The sequence below is a fragment of the Companilactobacillus baiquanensis genome, assembly GCF_003946605.1.
Taxonomy (GTDB): domain Bacteria; phylum Bacillota; class Bacilli; order Lactobacillales; family Lactobacillaceae; genus Companilactobacillus; species Companilactobacillus baiquanensis.
On the sequence record NZ_RHOQ01000001.1, the window covers coordinates 444,672 to 469,965 of the forward strand.

Below are 25,294 nucleotides of genomic sequence, written 5' to 3' on the forward strand. Positions count from 1 at the left end.
ATTATTTTTAATTTTATGTGTATTTATTTGATAATATGAACAAAAAAATAATGACTATCAGTATAGCTTAACTACACCAGAAGTTGTTTTTCCCTTTATCGTATATTTGGGATCATTTCCAACATGTCCATCTTTAAAACTAAAAGTATCATGTTTAAAAATAGAATTTTCTGGAGCTTTAACGACTCCATTATTTGACTGTAAATCAAAGTAGTAATCATTAGGAAACATGGTCAATTTGACTGCACCACTATTTGATTCCGCAATTATATCACCTGTAAGTTCCGTGACATTCAACGAAACCGCACCCGAATGTGTGATCACTGTGCCACTTCCACCTAGGCCTTCTCCACGAATGGAACCAGAATGTGCCTTTATTTCAAACTTTCCACCTAATACATTATCGATTCTAATAGATCCGCTATGTGCTAATAATTGTAAAACGTTATTAGACTTAACATTTTCCATTTTGATCCTACCTGAATGAGCATTTATAGACAAATTTTCTACGGATATATTATTAAAATAACCGTTACCACTATTTATAATCGTTTTAACCGTGCGCAATCCTGAAATATTGTTCAAATATAGTAGACCAGAAGTATTAGATATTCTCAAATCATGTTTGAAATTATTAGGTATCAATATTTGTACTCTAACTTTCAAATGTAGAAAACGAGGATAACGTCCTTGTGTGATTCTAAGTGTTTCTGATCCAAAGGACGATTTAGCAAAATAATCAGGATTATTACGAGACATATACTCTCTTAAAATAATTTTGTCACCATTGATAGGCAAAACTCTCACGGTAGCCGAATCATAGGAAATATCTAATCTTTGAACGTCATCAATTGTGAATTCCTGCTCATTTACTAAATTCAAAGTCTCCACATAAACTTCAGTATCCACATTATGATCAAATTGTTCATCAAATTTTGAAAATGTATCGCGCACTTTGTCTTCATTTTGTTCAAAATTTATCCCACGCCCGTCAATAGTCATATTGCCAACTTTAACACCATTCTCATCAGCTTTAAAAATTTTCCCGTCACCAATTGAAACGCCTGTCCCATCAGCTCTAAATGATTTTCCTTCATTGATAAACATCCCTGTTTTATCAATTTTTAATTTATCGCCGCCATCGATCGTAATCCCTGATTGGTTAATATCAATTCTGTGTCCATGATCTTGTGTTGATTCATTTTCAGAATCATCGGCCATGACATCATCGATAAGTTCAGTAATATCGCCAAATTCATTAAACGACTCTTTGACCGCATTTTCGATTGTTTGACCTTCACTGACCTTATCTTCGGCCGCAGCTACTAAGTCAGATTGTAATTCTTCAGCTAGTTCATGAATATCTACCGTATCAGGATAATCTTCAAATATTGTTGATAATTGTTTTTTTACAAGTTCTCTAATTTCATTATTCATAATTAATTGATCCTTCCAAGAATTAAGTCGTCAATAACGTGTTTGGCAAAATTCCATTCTTTAACATTATTATTTAAAGTCTCAATGCCCTTTTGAGTGATTTTGTAATATTTTCGTCTGCCACCTTGGCTTTCATCACCCCAATAACTTTCAATATCATCGTTTTTTTCTAAGCGCCTAAAAACTGTATACAAAGTAGCTTCATTTAATTCATATGATTCATGACTTAATTTTTTGATCATTTTGGCTATCTCATATCCGTAACTATCGCCTTGACTAAGGATGTTCAAAACGATCGTAGTTGTATGTCCACGAATTATATCTTTGGAAATTATCGGCTTCATAAAATATCTTCCTTTCAATAAATACAATGTATCACCAACTACTGTGTGTGTCAAAGTAATTATTTCAATAGAGTAAAAAAGACGAGCAATCCTTTGAGATTACTCGTCTTTTTATTCAAATTATTTATACAATATGGTTTTGGCATTTGCGAACTCTTTTATTCCCAAATCACTTAATTCACGACCATAGCCTGATTTCTTAACTCCGCCAAAGGGAATTTCTGCATGTGAAGTCATGACTTGATTTATCGCAACCATTCCCGTTTCAATATGTCTAGCTAAACTTTGAGCTCGTTCTACATCTGTCGAATAAATAGCTCCACCTAAACCATAATTGGAATAGTTAGCTATCTTAATAGCTTCAATATCATCTTTAACAGATAACACTTGAGCTACTGGCCCAAATAATTCTTGGTCATACATGGGATTATCAGGTGTCATTCCTGAAATTATCAAAGGATTAAAGCTGGCACCCGGACCACTTATTTTATTGTTATCTCCCCAAATTACTTTTGATCCTCCAGAAATAGCATCATCAACTTGTTTCTTTAATTTCTCTTGGGCTGACTTGGACGATAGTGGTGCCAAGGTGGTATTTAAGTCTAGCGGATCTCCTATCCTTCTCTTGGCAAATTCAGCACTAATACCTTCAATAAAGTCATTATAAACTTTTTGATTTACTATAAAGCGTTTTGCAGAAGTACAGGCTTGACCGGCATTGCCTAAACGTGCTGATATAGCATTTTTAATTGCTAATTTTAGATCGGCATCATCTAAAACTATCAAGACATCTGTTCCGCCTAATTCCATCGTTGATTTCTTTAAATTTCTCCCAGCTTCAGCAGCCAATGTCATTCCAGCTCTTTCAGAACCAGTTAAGGCCACTCCTTGAACTCTAGGATCAGCAATAATACGATTTACTTGATCATAACTAATAAAGAGATTTTTAAACGCTCCAATTGGTAAGTCTGCTTTGATAAGCGCCTCTTCAAAGGCTTGTGCGGCTTCTGGCACAATACTAGCATGTTTTAGAATAGTTGGATTACCAATTATATAATTAGGCGCAAAAACTCTCATAACTTGCATAAATGGAAAATTCCATGGTTCAACCGCCATAATTGCACCTATTGAATCATATTCAACATAAGCATAATTATTATCTATTTCATATGGCTGATTTTTTAATAAAGAATCCCCATTCTGAGCATAGTATTCAGCAAATTCAGCTGTTTTAATGACTTCTTGTTGCGATTCTTCAAAAAGTTTACCCATATTAAGAGTTAAAATTTTGGCATAATAATCAGTATTGACCCTTAATTCATCAGCAATCTTTTTTAGATTCTTTTCTCTTTCTAAAATGGGTTGATGTTTCGCATCCATATAAAATTCGTGAGCATTTTCCAATGCTCGTTCAACTTCTAGATCAGTCGCATTGGGAAACTCTCTAATTAACTTTCCATCAAATGGGTTAATCGCTTTATAAGTCATAAAATGCCTCCTTTAGTAATCGATTTCAAGATACGTTTTTTAACGATCTTTGTCAATTCATTAGGTATTTTATAACTTTACCTTACTGCCCCTTTGGGACTGATCCCCAAAGTTATTCGACCTAAACGGCTGATACGTGTCATTTGCCAAGCTGGACTCCAAACAACATCAACAGATACATCATTTATTCCTTCGATTTCCTTTAATGACTGCTTAATTGCTACTGGAACCTCACCAATACAAGCGCAACCAACCTCTGAAAAAGTTATCACGACATTACAGTGACCTTCTTCATTTAAATTTATTTCATAAATGAATCCTAAATTATAAATATCTAATCCTATTTCTGGTTCAATTATTTTTTCAAATTTTTCGATCATCTGATCACTAACTAAAGCAGCCTGATCGTTTAATTTTATATCTTCTCTCATATAACCAAACACCTTTATAAATTATTTATCGTCTCGGTTCCAAAAATCAGTGATAGCACCTTTGGATGAACTGGAAACAAGATGTGCGTATTTACCTAGTACACCTCTTGAATATAGTGGAGGGATCACTGTTTCATTTTTACGCTTTTCAAATTCTTCACTCGAAATATCTACCGTGATCTCTCGAGTATCCTGATCAATGACAACTTCATCGCCATCTTTTAGATAAGCAATTGGTCCGCCATCTTGAGCTTCAGGTGCAATATGTCCAACAACAAAGCCGTGCGACCCACCAGAAAATCTTCCATCAGTTAATAAAGCAACCGATTCATCTTGACCTTTACCAACTAAAATACCTGAAAGAGACAACATCTCGGGCATTCCAGGACCACCTTTTGGTCCAACATAACGAACCACTAAAACATCACCATCGACGACTTTATCAGCTAAAACTGCTTCAATAGCATCTTCTTCATTATTAAAGACCTTGGCTGGTCCAACATGACGTCTAGTTTTTAATCCCGATACTTTGGCAACTGCTCCTTCTGGAGCTAAATTACCATGTAAAATTATTAAAGGACCGTCTTTACGTTTAGGGTGATCTAAAGGCATGATAACTTTTTGCCCAGATTTTAAATCCTCAACGTCCTTTAAATTTTCCGCAACTGTTTTACCAGTTACAGTTAGGCAATCACCATGTAAATATCCATTTTCGTATAACAATTTCATAACAGCTGAAACACCACCGGCATTATATAGATCCTGAAATACATATTGTCCACTTGGCTTTAAATCAGCAATATGAGGAACTCTCTTTTGAATCGTATTAAAATCATCAATTGTTAATTCAACATTGGCAGCATGCGCCATTGCTAATAAATGCAAAACAGAATTAGTTGAACCACCTAAAGCCATAACAACAGTGATTGCATTCTCAAAAGCATCACGAGTCATAATATCTTTAGGATAAATACCTTTTTCAAGTAATTTTAAGACAGCTTCTCCGGCTGCTTCTACATCTTTCTTTTTAGCTTCTGTAGTAGCTGGGTGTGAAGCAGATCCTGGTAAGCTCATCCCCATTGCTTCAATTGCTGATGCCATCGTATTGGCTGTGTACATACCACCACAACCACCAGGTCCAGGACAGGAATTACATTCAATATCTCGTACTTCTTGTGCACTAACATCTCCATGATTCCACTTACCAACTGCTTCAAAAACAGAAACCAAGTCAATATCTTTACCATCTAAATTACCAGGAGAAATTGTTCCTCCATAGACAAAGATTGCTGGAATTTCAGCATTGGCGATTGCAATCATACTTCCAGGCATATTTTTATCACATCCACCGACAGTAACAAGTGCATCACAATTATGCCCTCTAACCGCAGCTTCAACTGAATCCGCAATAATATCTCTTGAAGGTAATGAATAGCTCATCCCTGGAGTACCCATTGAAATACCATCAGAAACTGTAATTGTTACAAATTGAACTGGCCAACCACCAGCAGTAATGACACCTTCTTTTGCTAATTCACCTAAGCCTCTTAAATGCATATTACAAGGTGTATTTTCAGCCCAAGTGCTAATTACACCTACAATCGGTTTCTCAAAATCCTCATCTTTCATACCAGTAGCACGCATTAAAGCACGATTTGGCGACTTAACCATACCGTCGTATACGTGACTTCTGATTCTAAGATCCTTTTTTGATTGTTCGTTTGTCACAATAAACACTTCCTCTATGATTAAATTAAATTACATCAAGTTAATATAATTATAATTTATCGTAATTCTAGCACAGATTTATTGGTCAAAATATCAAATTTGCAATTAGTTGAAAACTTAGTATATTCCCTAATATACCTTTCTAATAATCAACTAGAAAAATTAGAATAAAAAAAATACCGACTTCGTCGGTATTAAATTTTTTCTAATAATATCTGTTCAGACAAGTGACGATTAATTTTTTCAATCATTTCTGGACCGTTATAAATAAATCCAGAATAAACTTCGACTAAACTTGCTCCAGTTTTTAAAGCTAATTGTGCATCTTCTGGTGTGAACACTCCACCTGAATAAATAATTGGCATGTCAGGAAATTCTGCATGTATCTGCTTAGTTAAAAACATTGAACGTGCAAAAATCGGTTTGCCGCTTAATCCACCTTTTTCTACTTGATTATGTGAGATCAGGTTATCGCGTTTGGTTGAGCAGTTAGATAAAATAACGCCATCAAACAATCCTTCTACTTCATGCAAATTATGTTTCAATTCTTCAACATCAATATCGTTGCCAAATTTACAAAAAATAGGTTCATCAATTTCTAATTGGCTGATACCTTTTAATAAAGGTCTTAAAACTTCTAGTTGTTGTAAAACAGTAACTCCGACTTGATTTGGACAACTTAAATTCAAGGCAATGTAGTCAGCATATTCATGAATATCTCTTACATCTCCGATCATTTCCTGAATCATTTCATCACTCTCTAAACCATGACCAGGTGCAATACTGATACCTAATTTAGTTTGAGCGGGATGATTTTTTAAACGGCTTTTAGTTTCTTCAATACCAACATTATTTAATCCCATTCGGTTAATGATACCTTGGTCTTCAGTCAATCTAAAAACACGCTTCTTAGGATTACCTTTTTGGGGATGTCTCGTCACACTGCCAATTTCAACAAAACCAGCACCTAATGCTCCCAGACTATTATAAAATTCAGCTTTTTTATCAAAGCCAGCCGCAATTCCAATCGGTGAATCAAAAGTTACATTTTTTATTTTAACTTTCAAAACCTCACGCTTACGCGTATAAAATAATTTCTTTAAAAATTTAGGATGATCATTGAAGATCTTAAGTCCACTACCAACAAGTCTATGATCTACTTCAGGATCAATGGCAAATATCATGGGACGAGCAACTTTATACCAATCCATTATTTACACCATCCTTCAGGGTCTTGATACCATTTTTTCAACAATTCCATATCTTTTTCTTCAACGTAATCTTTTTCATTTGCTACTTCGATCATGGTTGGATAATTCGTTAAAGTAAGAAGTTTAGTTTTAGCGTTTTCAAAATTGACTTTACTTTCTGGTAAGTTATATGAAAAAATAGCGACCGTTCCGATAACTTCTGCACCTGCATCACGAACTGCTTTAACAGCTTTTAAGATACTTCCACCAGTAGAGATCAGATCATCAATTAAGACAACTTTATCGCCTGGTTTACAGCGTCCTTCTATTTGGCTATTTTTACCATGATCCTTAGGTTTTGAACGTACATAATTGAGTGGCAGATTCAAGATATTGGAAACACCAGTAGCATGAGGAATACCTGCTGTTGCTACACCACCGATCACTTCGGCATCAGGATAATTATTTTTGATCAAGTCAGCTAAATCTTTAGCTATTTGTTGTCTAAAATTTGGATATGAAATGGTCAAACGATTATCGGTATATATTGGTGCTTTGATTCCACTTGCCCAAACAAAGGGAGTTTTAGCATTTAAGGTTATCGCTTTGATCTCTAATAGTTTACTGGCTGTTTGATATGCTACTGATTTATTCATTATTTATTCCACTCCTGACAAATATTTTGATAGGCTACAAAGCCGTTTTCTGCTTGTGTGATCGGTCTTCCGACAACAATTGCATCACTACCTAAATTTCTTGCTTCACTAGGTGTGGCAACACGTTTTTGATCACCAACTTGGGCAGTTTTAGGACGAATACCAGGTGTAACACAGAGAAAGTCCTTATCGGTAACTTCTTTGATCATTGGAACTTCAAGTGCTGAAGAAATAACCCCGTCAGCACCATTATCAAAGGCCAATTTTGCTAAATGTGTAACGTAATCTTGAGATTTCAGTGGAATCATCAACTCATCTGATAATTCTTTTTGACCCAAAGATGTTAATTGAGTTACTGCTAAAAGATTAGTTTGTGAACCTTCAAGTCCCTTTTTGGCAGCTGCAATCATTTCAGCACCACCACTACCATGAACGGTTAACATTTGAACATCCCATTTAGCAATCATTTCACAAGTTCTTTTTACAGTATTAGGAATATCATGTAATTTCAAATCCAAAAATATTTTATATCCACGATTTCTTAAACTTCTTACAAATGGATATCCAAATTGGCAAAACATTTCCAATCCTATTTTTACAAATAAGTCCGTATCCTTAGGAAACTGGCTTAAAAATTCAATACATTCAAAATCATCTGCAAAATCTAACGCTACTATAACTGGCTTTGACATTTTTTCCTCCTAAATTGAATACACTTCACGACCATTAACAAAGGTCTTTTGTACTTGTCCATATACGTCTTGTCCCAAGAATGGACTATTAACTCCCTTGGAAATAAAATCTTCTTTTTTAATTTGATAATTTTTATTCAAATCTATAATTGTTAAATCAGCATTTGCTCCAATTTTAATTTCTCCAGCTGATAGGCCAAAAGTTTGCGCTGGTTTAATAGTCATCAATTCTAACAATTGTTCCAAACTCATCAAACTTGTCTTGACAAAACGGCTATACATCAATGGAAATGATGTTTCTATCCCTGTAATTCCAAAAGCACTTTTTAGAAATCCTTGGTTTTTCTCAGATTCAGCATGTGGCGCATGATCTGTTGCGATCATATCGATCGTGCCATCTAATAAACCATCTATCAATGCTCTACGGTCTAATTCACTTCTCAATGGAGGATTCATCTTAAAATTAGCATCATCCTCAACAATATTATTGTCACTTAACAATAAGTGGTGTGGTGTGACTTCACAAGTTACATTTATTCCGGCATTTTTAGCAATCTGAATCATCTTGACACCATCAGCAGTCGATAAATGACAAACATGATAATGAACCCCTGTTTCCTTAGCTAAGATCAAATCTCTAGCTAGTTGAGAAGTTTCGGAAACTCTTTCAATTGCTGGAAGACCTAATTCAACAGCTGCAGGTCCAGCGTTGATGACACCTTTATTGAATAGATTTTGATCTTCAACATGTGCGGCCAAGTGACTATTAACTGCTTTAATGCGCTGCATTGCATCAAACATAGTTTTAGCATTATTTATTCCATGACCATCGTTTGAAAATGCTATCGCGCCAAGTTTTGCTAGATCTTCAATTGGACTAAGTTCATCGGTTGTCTCTTCCTTTGTTACAGGTGCATATTGCAAAGTTTTAATAACCGATTGTTTATTTAACTCTAATTGATTTTTGAAATCATCACTATTATCTGGAACAGGAGTTACATTAGGCATTGCAAAAACAGTCGTGAATCCTCCGTGAGCAGCCGCTCTTGAGCCAGTTGCAATCGTTTCTTTATGGACTTGTCCAGGTTCTCTAAAATGAACATGTACATCGATCAACCCTGGTGCTACTAAATTATTTTTGGCATCAATTACTCGATCAGCCTGTTCATTAATAACTTCAGCAATTTTAAAAATTTTGCCATCTTTAATTAAAAGATCACTTTTATTTAAATGTTTAGCGTAAAACAAATTCGCGTTCTTGATCAGGATCGTTGTCAAATTGTTTTCCTCCAAGTAAGGATTCGATCATTGCCATTCGCATGTAGACACCATTTTCCATTTGTTTAAAGATATATGACTTACCACACTCAACTACATCATCAGCAATTTCTACTCCTCTATTAATTGGTGCTGGGTGCATAATCATTGTATCAGCTTTCATCATCTCTACTCGCCTCATATCGATACCAAATTGTTTAAAGTAGGATTCTTTAGAAAAGTTTTGATTTTCATCATCAGCTAATCTTTCGTGCTGTACTCTTAACAACATTACAATATCCATTTCTTGGCAAAGTTCATCAACTTCCATATGTGGACCGATTGCCTTAAATTCATCGCTATACCAATCATTTAAACCGCCAAAGTTTACTTCAGCACCTAGATTAGTTAATGCTTGTGCATCAGAGTGTGCTACTCTTGAATGTTTTAAGTCTCCAATGATACCAACTTTCAATCCTTCAAAATAACCAAATCGTTCGTAAATAGTCATCAGATCTAAAAGTGATTGTGAGGGATGTTGGCCAGTACCGTCTCCGGCGTTGATCAAATGGATCTTTAAGTTTTTACCTAACAGTTCTTCATAAAATTTATCTTTTTTATGACGAATAACGGCTAAATTTACCCCCATACTCTCAACTGTTTTAATCGTATCGTACAATGATTCACCTTTGTTGACGGATGAATGTCTAGCATCAAAATCAATTTGTTTTATTCCTAATTTTGCTTCTGCGACTTGAAAACTTGTATTAGTTCTTGTGCTGTCTTCAAAAAATAAATTCATTGCAAATTTATTATCGCAATTAGATTGAACCTTACCCGATTTAAAATCCATCGCTAAATTGATCAGGTCAAAAATTTCTTCGTTTGATAGTTGTGACATAGAAAGTATATTTTTCATTGTTTTCCTCCAATAAAAAAGGACACCTACAGATGTAGTTGTCCCAAAGGTAGAATACGCCACTTGACCTTTGAGACCTCACTGGATCTGATTAAAAGTTCCTTTTATTTTTTTATTAAGTAAACAAAAAACTTCCTACCCACAAGGAGAGGAAGTTTACGCATGACGTGTTGAACCTTCCAAGCCTCACAGGACTTGTTTAAAAGTTTTCGTTGAAAATAATATAAGTTAGTTTCACGATAACGTCAAGTTTTTTCAGATTTTATTTAAGATTTAATTGATTTAAAAGATTGCTATATCAAGCTTAATGTCGATAAATAATATCTTTTTTATAAGTGAATATTATTTAGCATCCAAAACTAAATTTTTAGAAGCAACTTTTTTTGAATCAGTAGATTTGAAGTAATTTTTACCAAAGACAAAGGCAAATATTACTGTTAGCAATGGATTTAACCAAACGTAAAAGGCAAATGGAATGAAATGAACTGGACTAACACCAAGTATTCCGGAAATAAAGATACCACTAACACCCCAAGGTACTAAAGCGTTAATATCTGCACCACCACTAGCTAAGACACGTGATAAGTATTGTGGTTCGATACCAAGATCCTCGAAGTTTTTACGGAAAGTAGTTCCTGGAAGAATAATTGAAATGTATTGTTCACCAACTAAGAAATTAACACCAATGGCACTTAACATTGAAGCGGCAATAACTTTACCTGGTGTATTAACACTAGATCTAAGTTTACCAATTAGATTATCAACAACACCAAGTTTTAATAAGACACCACCAAGTGTTAGAGCAACTAAGATCAAAGAGATACTATCAAGCATACTTGAAACACCACCACCACTGACAATGGCATTGATATGTTTGTCAGGTGATTTTAATACAAAGCCCTTCATGATCACATTACTGATCGTACTAAATGATGTGTGATTAATTGCAACATCCATAATTATCGCTGTTAGTGAGCCACTTAAAAGAGTTGGAATAGCTGGGACCTGCAAAAACGCGCACGTGATCAAAACTACAATTGGTAAGAGCATGATCGGTGATACGAAGAAATTAGCTTGTAAAGCATTAATAATATGATGTACTGAACTCATATTTACTTGGGCACTTGTATGACCAACAAATAAGAAAATAATTCCAGTAATTACAGCAGCTATCAATGCAGTATGAGAAATAGTTCTGATATGTGTAAAGACGTTATCAACTCCGGCAATACCAGTCGATAAATTAGTTGTTCCAGAAAGTGGTGACATGTTATTACCAAATAAAGAACCAGAAACAATTGAGCCGGCTGTCAAAACAGTATCAATCCCCATAACTTGACCAATACCCATAAAAACAATTCCTAGTGTAGAAATAGTTGTAAATGAACTACCAACAATAACTCCAACTAAACAACAACTTACAAAAACTGTAAACAAGAAGAATGTCGGATTTAAAATCTCAAGACCGTAAACCATAATAGTTGGGATAACTCCAGAGATCAGCCATGAAGCAACTAATACACCAATCATAACGAAAATAATCATCGGTATGATACCTGGTTTTACACCATTAATGATTCCATCTTGTAATTCGTTCCAACTAAATCCTCGAAATTTTCCATAAAACAACAACAAGGTAAATGTTAACAATATTGGAACTTGAGGAGTCATTTTGAACTTGATCATCATAGTTCCTAAAATTCCAAACATAACCAACATAATAATGATACTCTCTAAAACACTTAGTCTATTTTTCTTTTCCATTTCGTTCATCGCCTTAAATTAAATTTATTTAATTTTGGCTAAGAAGTACTTTTTCTTTCCGCGACGGATAACGATGTATTTGCCATCAAACGATTTTTTAGGATCGATCATTTCTGTAGTATCAGTTAATCTTTCCCCATTGATTCTAATTGCCCCATTTTGAATATCTTCACGTGCTTGGCGCTTTGATTTATCAACATTTGCAGCAATTAATAAGTCGACCAAATTAATCTCTTCAGAAGAGATCTCTTCACTTGGTACACCGTGAAAGGCTTGTGCAACTTCATCTGTCGTTAGAGCTTGTATTTCACCTGAGAATAGTACATCAGTAATTTTTTCTGCTGTTTTAAGTGCTTCTTCTCCGTGAACAAACTTAGTAACTTCTTCTGCCAAAGTTCTTTGTGCAACACGTTTCTCTGGTTCTGTTTTAACTTTTTGTGCTAAAGCTGCGATTTCATCTTGATTTAAGAAAGTAAATTTCTTAAGAAGATTAATGACGTCTTTATCATCTTGGTTGAACCAAAATTGATAGAATTCATAAGGCGATGTTTTTTCAGCATCTAACCAAACTGCCCCACCAGCGGTCTTACCAAATTTTGTACCATCAGCTTTAAGTAGTAATGGAATTGTCAAAGCATAAACTTTGGCATCTTGGCCTTCAGCTTTATGAATAAGATCCAATCCAGCTGTAAGATTACCCCATTGGTCACCACCACCAACTTGTAGTTGAATATCGTGTTGTCTATAAAGTGTTAGGAAGTCCAATGATTGTAGGATTTGATAAGTAAATTCTGTAAAGGAAATACCTGCTTCCAAACGACTTGAAATAATTTCTTTATTAAGCATAGTATTAACATTAAATAACTTCCCATAATCGCGAAGAAAATCTAAAATACCAATTGGTTCTGTCCAGTCGTAATTGTTAACCATTGTGAAGTCTTTAAAGATTTTCTTAGCTTGATTGCTAAGTGCTTCAACATTGTGATTAACTTGGTCCATTGTTTGCATTGGTCGTTCAGCTTTTTTACCACTTGGATCACCAATTGAACCAGTAGCTCCACCGATAACAATATACGGATGATGTCCCATATCACCAAAACGTTTTAAAGTCATGAATGGTAATAAGTGACCGATATGCATTGAGTCTCCAGTTGGATCCATACCACAATAAAGTGAAATGTCTTTCTCGTCGACTAACTTTCTTAAGCCCTCTTCATCAGATTGTTGGTTGATCAGACCACGCCATGAAAGTTCATCAATAATGTTCATTTAAATATCCTCCTATTATTTTGTCCGGATTACTGGGAATAAAAAAAGCGCCCCTGCAATTATATGCAGGGACGCTTTTTGCGCGGTACCACCCAAATTCAAATAGACTGATCTATTTGCTCTTTACTCCTGTAACGTCGGACACGAAATTTCAGCTAGGTATTTTATCAATTTATCCTGCATGACTCGCACCAACCGTCAATTCTCTGAACACCCAGATAAATGATTACTTTTTGTGAAGCTGAAATTTAATTTATGTATATGATACTAGCAGACAATATATTTTTTGCAAGTAGTTTTCTTAAAAAAATTGTAAATAAATTAAAATAGTCGTTGTCACTTTAATTCAAATCATAAATCCTTTACAATCTTATAAGTACAAAAAAATCATGAGGAAGTTATGTATGAAAAAGACTCTATATTTAATGCGCCATGGTCAAACCATCTTTAATGAACGAGGAAAGATGCAAGGATGGTCTGATGCACCACTAACAGAACTTGGTTTTAACCAAGCTAAAGTGGCAAAGAAATACTACGAAGATAATAATATTACTTTTGATGCTGCCTATTCTTCAACATCAGAACGTGCAAGTGATACTTTGGAACTTATCACAGATATGCCTTACGAACGTCGTAAAGGCTTAAAAGAAATGTATTTTGGATTATTCGAGGGTGAAAACACTAAATTAAACCCTATCAAATCCCACTACGAGCTCTTCAATGACGCTTTTGTTCAATATGGCGGAGAAGATATGCTAAACGTTCAAAAACGTGTAACAAAGGAACTAAACGACATTATGAACCAAGATGTTAACAATGTATTGGTTGTCAGTCACTACGTTTCCATTTTGTCATTCAACAACCAATGGAACGACTCAATTGAAGTTCTAAGAAGTGGTTTTACTAACTGCAGTATTTTGAAATATACTTTTGAAGATAACAAATATAATCTTGAAGAAGTTGTTAATCACGACTACTCAAAGCTTAAATAATGAAAGTCATGTCTATTGGGACATGGCTCTTTTTATTTCTAAAGTATTTTTAACCGAGAACATCCCTTTGGACAAGAAATGCTGATTACCCTCTAATTTTTTATCATCAAAGATCATTATTTTTTTCTGATGCTTGATCGAAAAATTAATAGTATTAGTCGTCCCACTATGAATTCCCGTTTCAGCTACGATCAAGCCATCACTCAACGCACTCTGCCATTCGTCTCTGGCTACTAAATTATGTGGATAAACCTTAGTACCGTTGGGATATGTTGAAATTAATAATCCTTCTGCTTTTAAAATTTCTAGGGCGAGATCTTTATTTTCATAAGGATAGATTGGCATATCTAATCCATGTGCTAATACGGCAATGGTGGATCTTTTATTAGTGACTACCGCTTGATGAACTATCGTATCAATTCCTCGAGCCAGTCCACTAATAACAACGTACTCATCTGACAAATCAGTTATTATTTTTTCTGTCCAAATTTGACTAGTTACAGAAGGCGTTCTCGTCCCGACCATCGTAATTATTTTATTAGCGTTCAATAACTTCTTATTACCCTTTAAATAAAGCAAAACAGGGCGATTTGAAATTTTCTTCAATCTCTGAGGATACTCATTATCAAGACAATTTATTATCTGAATTTTTTTGGACAAACTATCACTAAGTTTTTTGGAACTATTTTGATTAATTTTTGGCCACGATTTATTGGTAATAGTTTTGTTTACTATTAGTTTCTGGATCTTTTTTATCTTGGTCGTCCTTAGTTCCGTAAAAGAAAAGTCTTTTCGATGGTTTTTTGATTCATCTAAATAATTTAAAACAGTCTGATTTCCGATTCCCTTAAATGACAATAAACTTAAGATCAATATCGTTAACTTATCCATAATCGACTCCATTTAGTATTTAAACTAAATTTCGTAAATTTTTGGAATTTCCCATAAAAAAAACAAGAGAATATGATTTTCGTCACATTCTCTTGTTGCAATTTTATCCAACAGTACCTTCCATTTCATAACTGATCAAACGGTTAAGTTCAACGGCGTATTCCATTGGCAATTCTTTAGTAAATGGTTCAACAAATCCCATGATGATCATTTCAGTAGCTTTTTCTTCACTCAATCCACGACTCATCAAGTAATAAAGTTGTTCCTCTGAAACTTTAGAAACTTTGGCCTCATGCTCCATTGAAACATTCCCATTAAGAATTTGGTTATATGGAATCGTATCTGAACTAGAGTCCTCATCCATAATGATCGTATCACACTCAACGTGGGCTTTTGATCCATCCGAATTTCTCTCAAAACGAACTGTACCACGATAATCAACTGCTCCGCCATCTTTAGAGATCGACTTAGAAACAATTGAAGAAGATGTGTTCTTAGCAGCATGGATCATTCTGGCACCAGCATCTTGATCAACGTTATGACCAGCAACGGCAATAGAAAGCATTGTACCTCTAGCACCTTCACCATCTAGATAAACACTAGGATACTTCATAGTTATCTTAGAACCCAAGTTACCATCGACCCACTCCATTGTGGCATTTTCCATTGCCTGAGCACGTTTTGTCTCAAGACTGTAAACATTATTCGACCAGTTTTGAATGGTTGTATAACGTACATATGCGTCTTTCTCGGCAAATACTTCAACAACAGCGGCATGCAAACTGTCAGATGAATAGTTAGGAGCCGTACAGCCCTCAACATATTGAATACTTGCCCCTTCGTCAACAATAATCAAAGTTCTTTCAAACTGACCACTGTTTTCGGCATTCAAACGGAAATAAGATTGGATCGGAATATCCAACTTAACACCTTTTGGAACATAGATAAATGATCCACCAGACCAAACAGCACCATTTAAGGCCGCAAATTTATTGTCATCTGGATGAACTAATTTACCAAACCACTTTCTGAATAGTTCAGGATATTCACGTAAGGCAGTATCAGTATCAGTAAAAATAATTCCAAATTTAGCGAATTCATCACGCATATTGTGATAAACAACTTCTGATTCATATTGAGCAGATGATCCAGCTAAATATTTTCTTTCGGCTTCAGGAACACCTAAACGATTGAAGGTATCCTTCAATTCAGTAGGAACATCGTCCCAGTCACGATACTTTTTATCAGTTGCTTTTTGATAATAGCGCATATTCTTCAGATCTAATCCTGATAAATCTGGACCAAAATCTGGCATTGGCATTTTTTTATACATTGCATAACATTTTAATCTAAAATCAAGCATCCACTGTGGTTCGCCTTTTTCTTTTGAGATAGCACGAACTACATCTTCTGTCAGTCCTCTACCAGTAGAGAACACAGGCTTAACATCATCATGAAAACCAAAGTCGTAATCATCTTTTAGATCCAATGATTTAACAGAAGAAACAGCTTCTTCATTATTTTTTGTATTTTCAGTTTCTGGCATATTATTCACTTCCTATTTACTTTGATTAGTCAATGATCTGTGTAATGCTTTCCAAGCTAAAGTTGCACACTTTATACGAGCAGGAAATTTTGAAACGCCCTGCAAGACAGCAGCATCTCCTAAAACGTGCGTATCAACATCGTCACCAATAATCATGTCAGAAAATACTTGAACCATGTTATCTGCATCTTCAACTTTTTTATTGATTACGGCATCGGTCATCATACTAGCTGATGCTTGACTGATCGTACAACCATATCCACTAAACGCAGCATCCTTGATAACTCCATCTTTAACTTCAAGTTGTAATTTTAATACATCACCGCAAGTAGGATTTTTTAATTCAATTTCATTTGTGGACTTAGGTAATTCCCCATGATGATGAGGATTATCTGAATGATCCAAAATAACTTGTCGATAAAGATTATCCATTTTAGACAGTGCCATTTTTAAAGAACTCCTTTGTTGCCTTAATTGCTTCAACTAATCTGTCAGCATCATCGATCGTGTTGTACAAATAGAAACTAGCTCTAGCAGTGGCTGAAAGTCCTAAATATTCCATCAATGGCTGTGCACAATGGTGTCCAGCACGAACTGCCACACCTTCCATGTCTAATCCAGTAGCTAAGTCATGGGGATGTAGTCCTTTAAGATTAAAGGAAATCACCCCTGTATGATTGGCTGGATCTTTAGGTCCATAAACTTCAAGGTCATCGATAGCAATTAATTTAGGCAGTACATAATCAACGATTTCTTGAGTATTTTTTTGAATATTATCCAATCCAACTGACTGCAAATAATCAACTGCATATCCAAGTGAAATCGCACCGGCAATATTAGGTGTACCTGCTTCAAATTTCCAAGGTAATTCATTCCAAGAACTATCAAATTTTTTAACAAACTCAATCATTTCACCGCCAAATTCAACGGGTGACATTTGTTCTAATAGTTCTTGTTTACCATATAAAACGCCTATTCCAGTTTCTGCCATCATCTTATGGCCGGAAAAAGCAAAGAAATCACAGTTTAAATCAGTCACGTCAACAGGCATATTAGGAATCGACTGTGCTCCATCAACAACCATGACAGCATTATGACTATGAGCAATAGCGGCCAATTTCTTAACTGGATTTATTACACCTAAAACATTTGAAGCTTGAGCAATCGAAACAATTTTTGTTTTATCTGTAATTTTTCTTTCGGCATCTTCCATATCAAGTTGGCCATCATCAGTCAATTCAATATATTTTAAAGTTGCCTTCTTTTTCAAAGCTAACTGTTGCCAAGGAATCAGATTACTATGATGTTCCATGTAAGAGATAACAATTTCATCACCTTCATGAACATTTTCACCATAGCTTTGAGCAACTAGATTCAAAGAGTTAGTTGCTCCCTTAGTAAAAATAACTTCTTTACTAGATTTTGCATGAATAAAATTCTTAACTTTTTCACGGGCAGCTTCAAATTGTTCAGTTGAACGTTCTGCCAAAGTATGAACACCACGATGAACATTAGCGTAGTCACTGAAATAAAAGTCAGTAACTTTTGACATGACTTGCTTTGGCTTTTGAGTTGTTGCCGCGTTATCCAAATAAACTAAATCTTCATCATTTACTTTTTGATCAAGTATTGGAAAGTCTTTTCTCCAAACATTATTGTTGTCCATTGACTAATTTCCTCTCAATCATTTGAGTTAAACTAGTACGTACGTCTTTTTCAGGTATTTCCGAGATAACACTACTTAAAAATCCACGAATAACTAATCTTTGAGCAGTTTTTTCATCAATACCACGACTCATTAAGTAATACATTTGATCTTCATTAACACGTCCGACACTGGCAGCGTGTCCGGCAGTAACATCATTTTCATCGATCAAAAGAATTGGGTTGGCATCCCCTCTAGCTTTTCTTGAAAGCATCAAGACACGACTTTCTTGTTGAGCATCTGAACCTCTTGCTCCTTTGACAATATGACCAACACCATTAAAGGTAAGTGTTGATTTTTGCAAAATAACACCATGTTGCAAAATATGACCAATTGTATGTTTACCATAATTAGTAACTTTAGTGTCAATTCCTTGGACTTGATCGCCGGTTGTAATAGCAACAACTTTAGCTTCAGTATGTGAACCTTCACCCAATAGATCGGTACCAAAGTCCCCAATAACGTCTCCATCGTTCATAAAGCCGATTGCCCAATCAAGACGGGCATTATTTCCGGTACATCCACGACGATTTAAGTAAGTGGTTGTATCCTTTGATAATTCATCTAATGCTGAAAAATGTACTCTGGAATTATCTGCTGCAATTACTTCGACTACGATATTAGCTTTATTTTTATGACCTGTTCCCTTAGAAACCAAATTTTCCAAATAAGTAACATCACTATCTTCTTCGGCAACGATCAATACATGATGAACAAAATCGCGTTCAACAGAATTATCTTGAATAAACATGGCTTGAATAGATTTAGTTATACGTACGCCCTTTGGTACATATAGGAAAACTCCACTATTTAAAAAAGCTGCATTTAAAGCTGTTAACTTATTGTCAGTAGTCTTAGTAACTTTAGTCATAAAGTATTTTTGCATCAATTCAGGATAATCATTCATTGCTGAAAAGATATCAGTTAAAATAACACCTTTATCTGATAGATCTTTTTCCAAATTAGTTGAGATCGTCTTATCTCCAGCTTGATAGATGTAATTAAGAGCTTGAGGTTTATTATCAGCTCCAATTTCAACATCAGCATCAATTTTACCAGGACGATCTAAGCGCCAACTTCGATAATTGATTTTTTCATATTTAGGGAGAGATAATTCGTCAGCTTTAGCCAAACTGTCAAGACGTACTTTTTGATACCAGTCAGGTTCACTTTTAGATTTAGAAAAAGAAATTACGTCATCTTTATATTTATCTATTAAATTAGCTCGCATAACTCCTCCTCCTAAATTTCATCCGTTAGTTTAACATCAAGATGTAAATCGTCACGTAGACCAGCATATCCCTCGTCTTCTAGTTTCTTAGCCAATTCAGGACCACCGCTTTTGACAATTCTTCCATCCATCATAACGTGTACTTGATCTGGAACAATATAATTTAAAAGTCTTTGATAGTGAGTGATAATTAATGAGCCAAAATTATCGCCACGCATTGAATTAACGCCACGTGAAACGACTTTTAAAGCATCAATATCAAGACCTGAGTCAATTTCATCTAAAATTGCAAATTTTGGTTCGATCATTAGCAATTGTAAAATTTCATTACGTTTCTTTTCACCACCAGAAAAACCTTCATTTAAATATCTTTCTGACATTTCATCAGTCATATCCAAAATATTTTGTTTTTCTTCAAGTTTTTTAATAAAATCCATAACTGGAATTTGCTTATCTTCATCACGACGTGCATTGATAGCAGCACGCATAAATTCAACATTTGTAACGCCAGGAATTTCAGCTGGATATTGCATTGCTAAGAAAAGTCCTAGACGAGCGCGTTCATCAACAGGCAATTCCAAAATACTCTTACCATCAAGTAAAATATCACCTTGAGTTACCTTGTAAGCAGAATTTCCCATAATTGCTTGTGATAATGTTGATTTACCAGTTCCGTTAGGACCCATAATCGCATGGATCTCACCTGTACTCATTGATAAATTTACGCCTTTTAAAATCTCTTGTCCCTCACCGTTCTCATCGTCAGTTACTGAAACATGTAGATCTTTTATATCTAAAGTAGACATTCATATCCCTCCATTACTGTTAATGCTTTCATTATAGTATTGTTTCAATTCGAAACCAATATAATTTAATATATTCTATAGTAATAAATTAAATTCCTCACAAATGTAAGTAAAAAAAAGACCACAATTAGAATTTGTGATCTTTAATTTGACATTTTAGATTCGATCCAATCCCAAACTTGGTCTTTACCATATTTAGTTTCTGCACTAAACATTTGTAAATCATCAGTTTGGTTGATCTGCATCGTCTTTAATATTTGACTGCTGCTTTTGTTCCATTGATTCTTTTTAACTTTATCCATCTTAGTTGAAACGATCAACGTAGGGATATGGTAATAACTAACGTATTGGTACATAGAAACATCATCATCACTTGGTGCATGACGTCCATCGGTCAAGATGATGACACCCTTTAGTACCTTTCTAGTTGTTAAATATTCCTCGATCATAGCACCAAATTCTTCTCTTTGTTTTTTAGAAACTTTAGCAAAACCATAGCCAGGTACATCAACTAAGTAGAGTTGATCCTCTATATTATAGAAGTTAAGTGTTTGAGTTTTACCAGGAGTACTTGACGTTCTGGCAAAACTCTTACGATTGATCAGCGTATTGATCAAAGATGATTTACCAACGTTAGAACGTCCTAAAAGAGCAATTTCAGGGTAACCATCATCGGGATATTGTTTTGAGCTAACCGCACTCAAATTCATTGAAACATTATTTACCTGCATAATTCACCTCAATGCTCTTATTTTAACATATCACTTATTAATTAATAGCAAAAAAGGCCACCATTAGGCGACCTCTCCATCTTTTAGAATTAATTCTGGTTCTTTAATTTTACGAACGGCATCTTTAGTTACTTTAACTGCTTTGACATCAGTTCTTTCAGGAATATCAAACATTGTGTCTAACATTGTTTCTTCAACAATTGAACGCAATCCACGAGCTCCTGTATTTCTTTCAATTGACATCTTGGCAATCTCATTCAAAGCGCCATCTGTGAATTTCAACTCAACACCATCAAGTGACATTAACTCTTGATATTGCTTAATAAGTGCATTCTTAGGTTTAGTAAGAATTTCTACTAAATCACTCTCAGTTAACTTCTCAAGTGCTGTAACGATAGGAATACGACCGATAAATTCTGGAATAATACCAAACTTCATCAAGTCTTCTGGAATGATTTGTTGCATCAAACTCTTTTCCTCATCAATATTTACATCATGCTCTGCACCAAAACCAATCGTTTTATCACCTAAACGGTTTTTAACGATTTGTTCGATACCATCAAAGGCACCACCAACGATAAATAAGATATTAGTTGTGTCGATTTGAATAAGTTCTTGTTGGGGATGTTTTCTACCACCTTGTGGTGGAACACTAGCAATTGTTCCTTCAAGTATTTTAAGCAATGCTTGTTGAACACCTTCACCTGAAACATCACGTGTAATTGATACATTTTCACTCTTCTTTGAAATTTTATCAATTTCATCAATATAAACAATTCCGTGTTCAGCTTTTTCAACATCAAAGTCAGCATTTTGTAGCAACTTCAATAAAATATTCTCAACGTCTTCACCAACATAACCTGCCTCAGTCAAAGTAGTTGCATCGGCGATGGCAAAAGGAACTTTCAAAATACGTGCAAGAGTTTGAGCAAGGAATGTTTTACCTGAACCTGTTGGTCCAATTAAAGCAATATTACTCTTTTGTAACTCTGTGTCACCATCTTTTGAGTTTTCCATTTTATTAATTCTCTTATAGTGATTGTAAACGGCAACTGATAGCGCACGTTTAGCATCACTTTGTCCAATGACATAATCATCCAAGATCTTCTTAATTGCTACTGGTGTAGGGATATTTTCAAGATCCAATGGTTTATTTTCACTTAATTCCTCATCAATGATCTCTTTACAAAGATCGATACATTCGTTACAGATGTATACTCCTGGTCCTGCAACAATTTTTTGAACTTGGTCTTGTGTCTTTCCGCAGAAAGAACAACTGATTGTGCCTGTAGTTTCTGTACTATCAAACATATGCAATTTCTCCTTCAATAGTTCCAATACTTTGAAAGTCTAGCATTGAAGCTGTTAAGAGTAAAGTAATTAGTTTTAAACTATTTTTTCCATGAATCCTAACAAATTTTATTACCTAAAAAAAAGAAGCCCAAGGCTTCTTTAATTCAGTAACAAATTTATTACCTATTTTTCAACGGCTGAATCAACGATTAGTTCGATAGCCTTCTTAGCTGAAATATCATGGGCCAACATATCGTCTGTAAGAGCATTTCTAACAGCCTTTTCGTCCATATTATATTCATCAGCAAGTGACTTAACTTCTTCTTTGATTTCGTCTTCAGTAGGTTTGATGCCTTCTTTAGCAACGATTGCTTCAATCACAAGGTCAGTCTTAACACGTTCTTCAGCATCATTTGAGAATTGCTTCTTCAAATCATCTTCAGTTGTACCTGTCATTTGATAGTACAACTTAGGATCGATTCCTTGACGACGCAAGTTTGATAGATATTGATTCATTTGGTTAGAAACTTCAGTATCGATCATTGCTTGTGGTACTTCGTCAATTTTAGCATTCTTTACAGCAGCTGAAATTGCTTCTTCTTGAATATTGTCTTCAGCAGTTTGTTTCTTTTGATCCTTCAATTCATCATGAAGTTTCTTCTTAAGTGCGTCAAGTGTATCAACGTCTTCGTCAACGTCTTTAGCAAAGTCATCATCAAGTTCAGGCAATTCCTTTGTCTTAACTTCGTGAATCTTTGTCTTGAAAATAGCTTTCTTACCAGCTAGTTCCTTTGCTTGATAATCTTCTGGGAATGTTACGTTAACGTCAACATCCTCATCAGCACTATGTCCAACAAGTTCATCTTCAAATCCAGGAATAAATGAGCCTGAACCTAATTCAAGTGAGTAGTTTTGAGCACTACCACCGTCAAATTCTTCTCCATCAACTGTACCAACATAGTCGATAACAACAGTATCGCCATTTTCAGCTTTACCGTCTTTAAGAACAAGTTCTGCTTGTTGTTTTTGTAGTTCCTTTAAACGAGCTTCAACATCAGTCTTCATGACGTTACGTTTTTGCTTCTTAACTTCAAGACCAGTATAGTCGCCAAGTTTTACATCAGGTTTAACAGTAATAGTTGCACTGATAGCCCATGGTTGGTCTTTTTCCATTGATTCAACACTAATTTGTGGTTGATCAACTGGTTCTACCTTAGTATCACTAACAGCCTTGTCATATGCTTCTGGTAAAACAGCGTTCAAAGCATCTTCATACAAAGCTTCTTCTCCGTACATACGGTTGAAGATTTGACGAGGTACTCTTCCCTTTCTAAAACCAGGAACATTTAAGTTCTTCTTTACACGATCAAAAGCAGTATCTAAACCTTTTTTGATTGTATCTTGGTCAATTTCAAATTTTAATTCACCAGTATTTTTTTCTTTTTTTGTAAATTCAGCCTTAGCAGACATTTTATCCCTCCGGTATTTCACGATCTCATACTTTGTAATATTACCTTAAATCAATAATATTGTAAATATTTCACGCTAAATATAGGCTTTTAAGCCATTACTTCACTATTATAAGATAACTTAAAGCGTTTTCCTAATCAAATTTGATAATAAAAAAAGAGCTGAGACATAGTCTCAACTCTTTTTAATTAGAATCAAAGAGATTAGTCTAAGATATCTGTAACAACACCAGCACCAACAGTACGTCCACCTTCACGAACAGTGAAACGTGTACCTTCTTCAACGGCAACTGGAGCAATCAAGTCAACTTCAAAAGTAACTTGGTCACCAGGCATTACCATTTCAACGCCTTCTGGCAATTCGATAACACCAGTAACGTCAGTAGTATGGAAGTAGAATTGAGGACGGTAGTTTGAGAAGAATGGAGTATGACGTCCACCTTCTTCTTTTGTCATGATATAAACTTCACCCTTGAACTTTGTGTGAGTTTGGATTGAACCTGGTTTAGCAAGAACTTGTCCACGCTCAACTTGGTCACGGTTAATACCACGAAGAAGTACACCAACGTTATCTCCGGCTTCACCAAGATCCAATGTCTTACGGAACATTTCAAGACCAGTAACAGTTGACTTGATAACGTCTTCCTTCAAACCAACGATTTCAACTTCATCACCGACTTTAACTTCACCACGGTCAATACGACCAGAAGCAACAGTACCACGACCAGTGATTGTAAATACATCTTCAACAGGCATCATAAATGGTTTGTCTGTTTCACGTTTTGGTGTTGGGATGTATTCATCAATAATATCAAGAAGTTCTTCAACGTGTTTGATTTCCTCTGGGTCACCCTCAAGGGCCTTCAAAGCTGATCCACGAACGATAGGTGTATCGTCCCCAGGATAATCGTATTCTGAAAGTAATTCACGTACTTCCATTTCAACTAAGTCAACAAGTTCGTCATCATCAACAAGGTCTGTCTTGTTTAGGAATACAACGATGTATTCAACACCAACTTGACGAGCCAAAAGGATGTGTTCACGAGTTTGTGGCATAGGACCATCAGTTGCAGCAACAACAAGGATGGCACCATCCATTTGTGCAGCACCAGTGATCATGTTCTTAACGTAGTCAGCATGTCCTGGAGCATCAATATGTGCATAGTGACGCTTTTCAGTTTCATACTCAACGTGAGCTGTGTTGATTGTGATCCCACGTTCTTTTTCTTCTGGGGCCTTATCAATATCAGCGTAATCTTCAGCTTTAGCTAAACCTTTGTCAGCCAAAACCTTTGTAATTGCGGCTGTTAATGTTGTCTTACCGTGGTCAACGTGACCAATTGTCCCAATATTTACATGGGGCTTTGTTCTCTCATAATGTTCTTTTTCTGCCATTACAAAGAATCCTCCTAAAATTTCATTTCATAAGATTAATCCAAAGAAAATGTTCTTTAG

23 protein-coding genes are annotated in these 25,294 nt (G+C 35.2%); 1 reads left to right on the top strand and 22 read right to left on the bottom strand.

The annotated features are described in order from the left end of the window. Window positions 1–57 precede the first annotated feature (57 nt). The 12 genes from EKM77_RS02180 to tyrS all read right to left on the bottom strand — a co-directional run bounded on the left by EKM77_RS02180 (window position 58) and on the right by tyrS (window position 13,175). Window positions 58–1,437, bottom strand: a complete 1,380-nt coding sequence (locus tag EKM77_RS02180; RefSeq protein ID WP_125592180.1) for a DUF4097 family beta strand repeat-containing protein — start codon at window positions 1,435–1,437, stop codon at window positions 58–60. Between the two features lie 2 nt (window positions 1,438–1,439). After that, window positions 1,440–1,781: a PadR family transcriptional regulator gene (locus EKM77_RS02185; RefSeq protein ID WP_125592710.1), complete on the bottom strand. Its 342-nt coding sequence runs from the start codon at window positions 1,779–1,781 to the stop codon at window positions 1,440–1,442. 120 nt (window positions 1,782–1,901) lie between these two features. Continuing rightward, window positions 1,902–3,269: an NAD-dependent succinate-semialdehyde dehydrogenase gene (locus EKM77_RS02190; RefSeq protein ID WP_125592182.1), complete on the bottom strand. Its 1,368-nt coding sequence runs from the start codon at window positions 3,267–3,269 to the stop codon at window positions 1,902–1,904. A gap of 77 nt (window positions 3,270–3,346) precedes the next feature. Beyond that, a complete protein-coding gene (locus EKM77_RS02195) occupies window positions 3,347–3,700 on the bottom strand; it encodes a metal-sulfur cluster assembly factor (protein WP_125592184.1) in 354 nt (117 codons plus the stop codon). A gap of 21 nt (window positions 3,701–3,721) precedes the next feature. After that, complete coding sequence (gene ilvD, locus EKM77_RS02200; protein ID WP_125592186.1) at window positions 3,722–5,428, bottom strand: dihydroxy-acid dehydratase; 1,707 nt, start codon at window positions 5,426–5,428, stop codon at window positions 3,722–3,724. A 194-nt stretch (window positions 5,429–5,622) separates the two neighbouring features. Beyond that, window positions 5,623–6,639, bottom strand: a complete 1,017-nt coding sequence (locus EKM77_RS02205) for a quinone-dependent dihydroorotate dehydrogenase (protein WP_125592188.1) — start codon at window positions 6,637–6,639, stop codon at window positions 5,623–5,625. Continuing rightward, window positions 6,639–7,274 (bottom strand): orotate phosphoribosyltransferase, encoded by a 636-nt coding sequence (gene pyrE, locus EKM77_RS02210; protein ID WP_125592190.1) that lies wholly within the window; start codon window positions 7,272–7,274, stop codon window positions 6,639–6,641. The genes EKM77_RS02205 and pyrE overlap by 1 nt, the downstream gene beginning before the upstream one ends. Beyond that, entirely contained in the window at window positions 7,274–7,966 is a 693-nt protein-coding gene (gene pyrF, locus EKM77_RS02215) for an orotidine-5'-phosphate decarboxylase (RefSeq protein ID WP_125592192.1), read from the bottom strand. Before pyrF ends, pyrE begins: the two co-directional genes overlap by 1 nt. A 9-nt stretch (window positions 7,967–7,975) precedes the next feature. Further along, on the bottom strand, window positions 7,976–9,244 hold the full coding sequence (locus tag EKM77_RS02220; RefSeq protein WP_125592194.1) for a dihydroorotase: 1,269 nt from the start codon (window positions 9,242–9,244) through the stop codon (window positions 7,976–7,978). Beyond that, window positions 9,201–10,142, bottom strand: a complete 942-nt coding sequence (locus EKM77_RS02225; protein ID WP_125592196.1) for an aspartate carbamoyltransferase catalytic subunit — start codon at window positions 10,140–10,142, stop codon at window positions 9,201–9,203. The genes EKM77_RS02220 and EKM77_RS02225 overlap by 44 nt, the downstream gene beginning before the upstream one ends. Window positions 10,143–10,484: 342 nt before the next feature. Further along, the gene (locus tag EKM77_RS02230) at window positions 10,485–11,906 is read right to left on the bottom strand and encodes a Na+/H+ antiporter NhaC family protein (RefSeq protein WP_125592198.1); all 1,422 of its coding nucleotides are present in this window, start codon (window positions 11,904–11,906) and stop codon (window positions 10,485–10,487) included. Between the two features lie 24 nt (window positions 11,907–11,930). Continuing rightward, entirely contained in the window at window positions 11,931–13,175 is a 1,245-nt protein-coding gene (tyrS, locus tag EKM77_RS02235) for a tyrosine--tRNA ligase (protein WP_125592200.1), read from the bottom strand. Window positions 13,176–13,579: 404 nt separating this feature from the next. Between tyrS and EKM77_RS02240 the strand changes: the two genes are divergently transcribed. Further along, entirely contained in the window at window positions 13,580–14,167 is a 588-nt protein-coding gene (locus EKM77_RS02240; protein WP_125592202.1) for a histidine phosphatase family protein, read from the top strand. Between the two features lie 12 nt (window positions 14,168–14,179). Here the strand turns inward: EKM77_RS02240 and EKM77_RS02245 are convergent, their stop codons facing one another. The 10 genes from EKM77_RS02245 to tuf form a co-directional block, all read right to left on the bottom strand. After that, window positions 14,180–15,058, bottom strand: a complete 879-nt coding sequence (locus EKM77_RS02245; RefSeq protein WP_164507691.1) for a DNA-processing protein DprA — start codon at window positions 15,056–15,058, stop codon at window positions 14,180–14,182. Window positions 15,059–15,161: 103 nt separating this feature from the next. Next, a complete protein-coding gene (gene sufB, locus EKM77_RS02250) occupies window positions 15,162–16,604 on the bottom strand; it encodes a Fe-S cluster assembly protein SufB (RefSeq protein ID WP_125592206.1) in 1,443 nt (480 codons plus the stop codon). Between the two features lie 12 nt (window positions 16,605–16,616). Then, complete coding sequence (sufU, locus tag EKM77_RS02255; RefSeq protein WP_125592208.1) at window positions 16,617–17,051, bottom strand: Fe-S cluster assembly sulfur transfer protein SufU; 435 nt, start codon at window positions 17,049–17,051, stop codon at window positions 16,617–16,619. Beyond that, window positions 17,038–18,270, bottom strand: a complete 1,233-nt coding sequence (locus EKM77_RS02260; protein WP_125592210.1) for a cysteine desulfurase — start codon at window positions 18,268–18,270, stop codon at window positions 17,038–17,040. The genes sufU and EKM77_RS02260 overlap by 14 nt, the downstream gene beginning before the upstream one ends. Next, window positions 18,257–19,540 carry a Fe-S cluster assembly protein SufD gene (gene sufD, locus EKM77_RS02265; RefSeq protein WP_125592212.1) on the bottom strand — a complete coding sequence of 428 codons (1,284 nt, stop codon included), beginning with the start codon at window positions 19,538–19,540 and terminating at the stop codon, window positions 18,257–18,259. The genes EKM77_RS02260 and sufD overlap by 14 nt, the downstream gene beginning before the upstream one ends. Before the next feature lie 11 nt (window positions 19,541–19,551). Next, window positions 19,552–20,346, bottom strand: a complete 795-nt coding sequence (sufC, locus tag EKM77_RS02270; RefSeq protein WP_125592214.1) for a Fe-S cluster assembly ATPase SufC — start codon at window positions 20,344–20,346, stop codon at window positions 19,552–19,554. A 143-nt stretch (window positions 20,347–20,489) separates the two neighbouring features. Next, complete coding sequence (gene yihA / locus EKM77_RS02275; protein WP_125592216.1) at window positions 20,490–21,077, bottom strand: ribosome biogenesis GTP-binding protein YihA/YsxC; 588 nt, start codon at window positions 21,075–21,077, stop codon at window positions 20,490–20,492. A gap of 63 nt (window positions 21,078–21,140) precedes the next feature. After that, window positions 21,141–22,388 (bottom strand): ATP-dependent Clp protease ATP-binding subunit ClpX, encoded by a 1,248-nt coding sequence (gene clpX, locus EKM77_RS02280; protein WP_125592218.1) that lies wholly within the window; start codon window positions 22,386–22,388, stop codon window positions 21,141–21,143. A 165-nt stretch (window positions 22,389–22,553) separates the two neighbouring features. Next, window positions 22,554–23,840, bottom strand: a complete 1,287-nt coding sequence (tig, locus tag EKM77_RS02285; protein WP_125592220.1) for a trigger factor — start codon at window positions 23,838–23,840, stop codon at window positions 22,554–22,556. Between the two features lie 203 nt (window positions 23,841–24,043). Continuing rightward, entirely contained in the window at window positions 24,044–25,234 is a 1,191-nt protein-coding gene (gene tuf / locus EKM77_RS02290) for an elongation factor Tu (protein WP_125592222.1), read from the bottom strand. Window positions 25,235–25,294 lie beyond the last annotated feature (60 nt).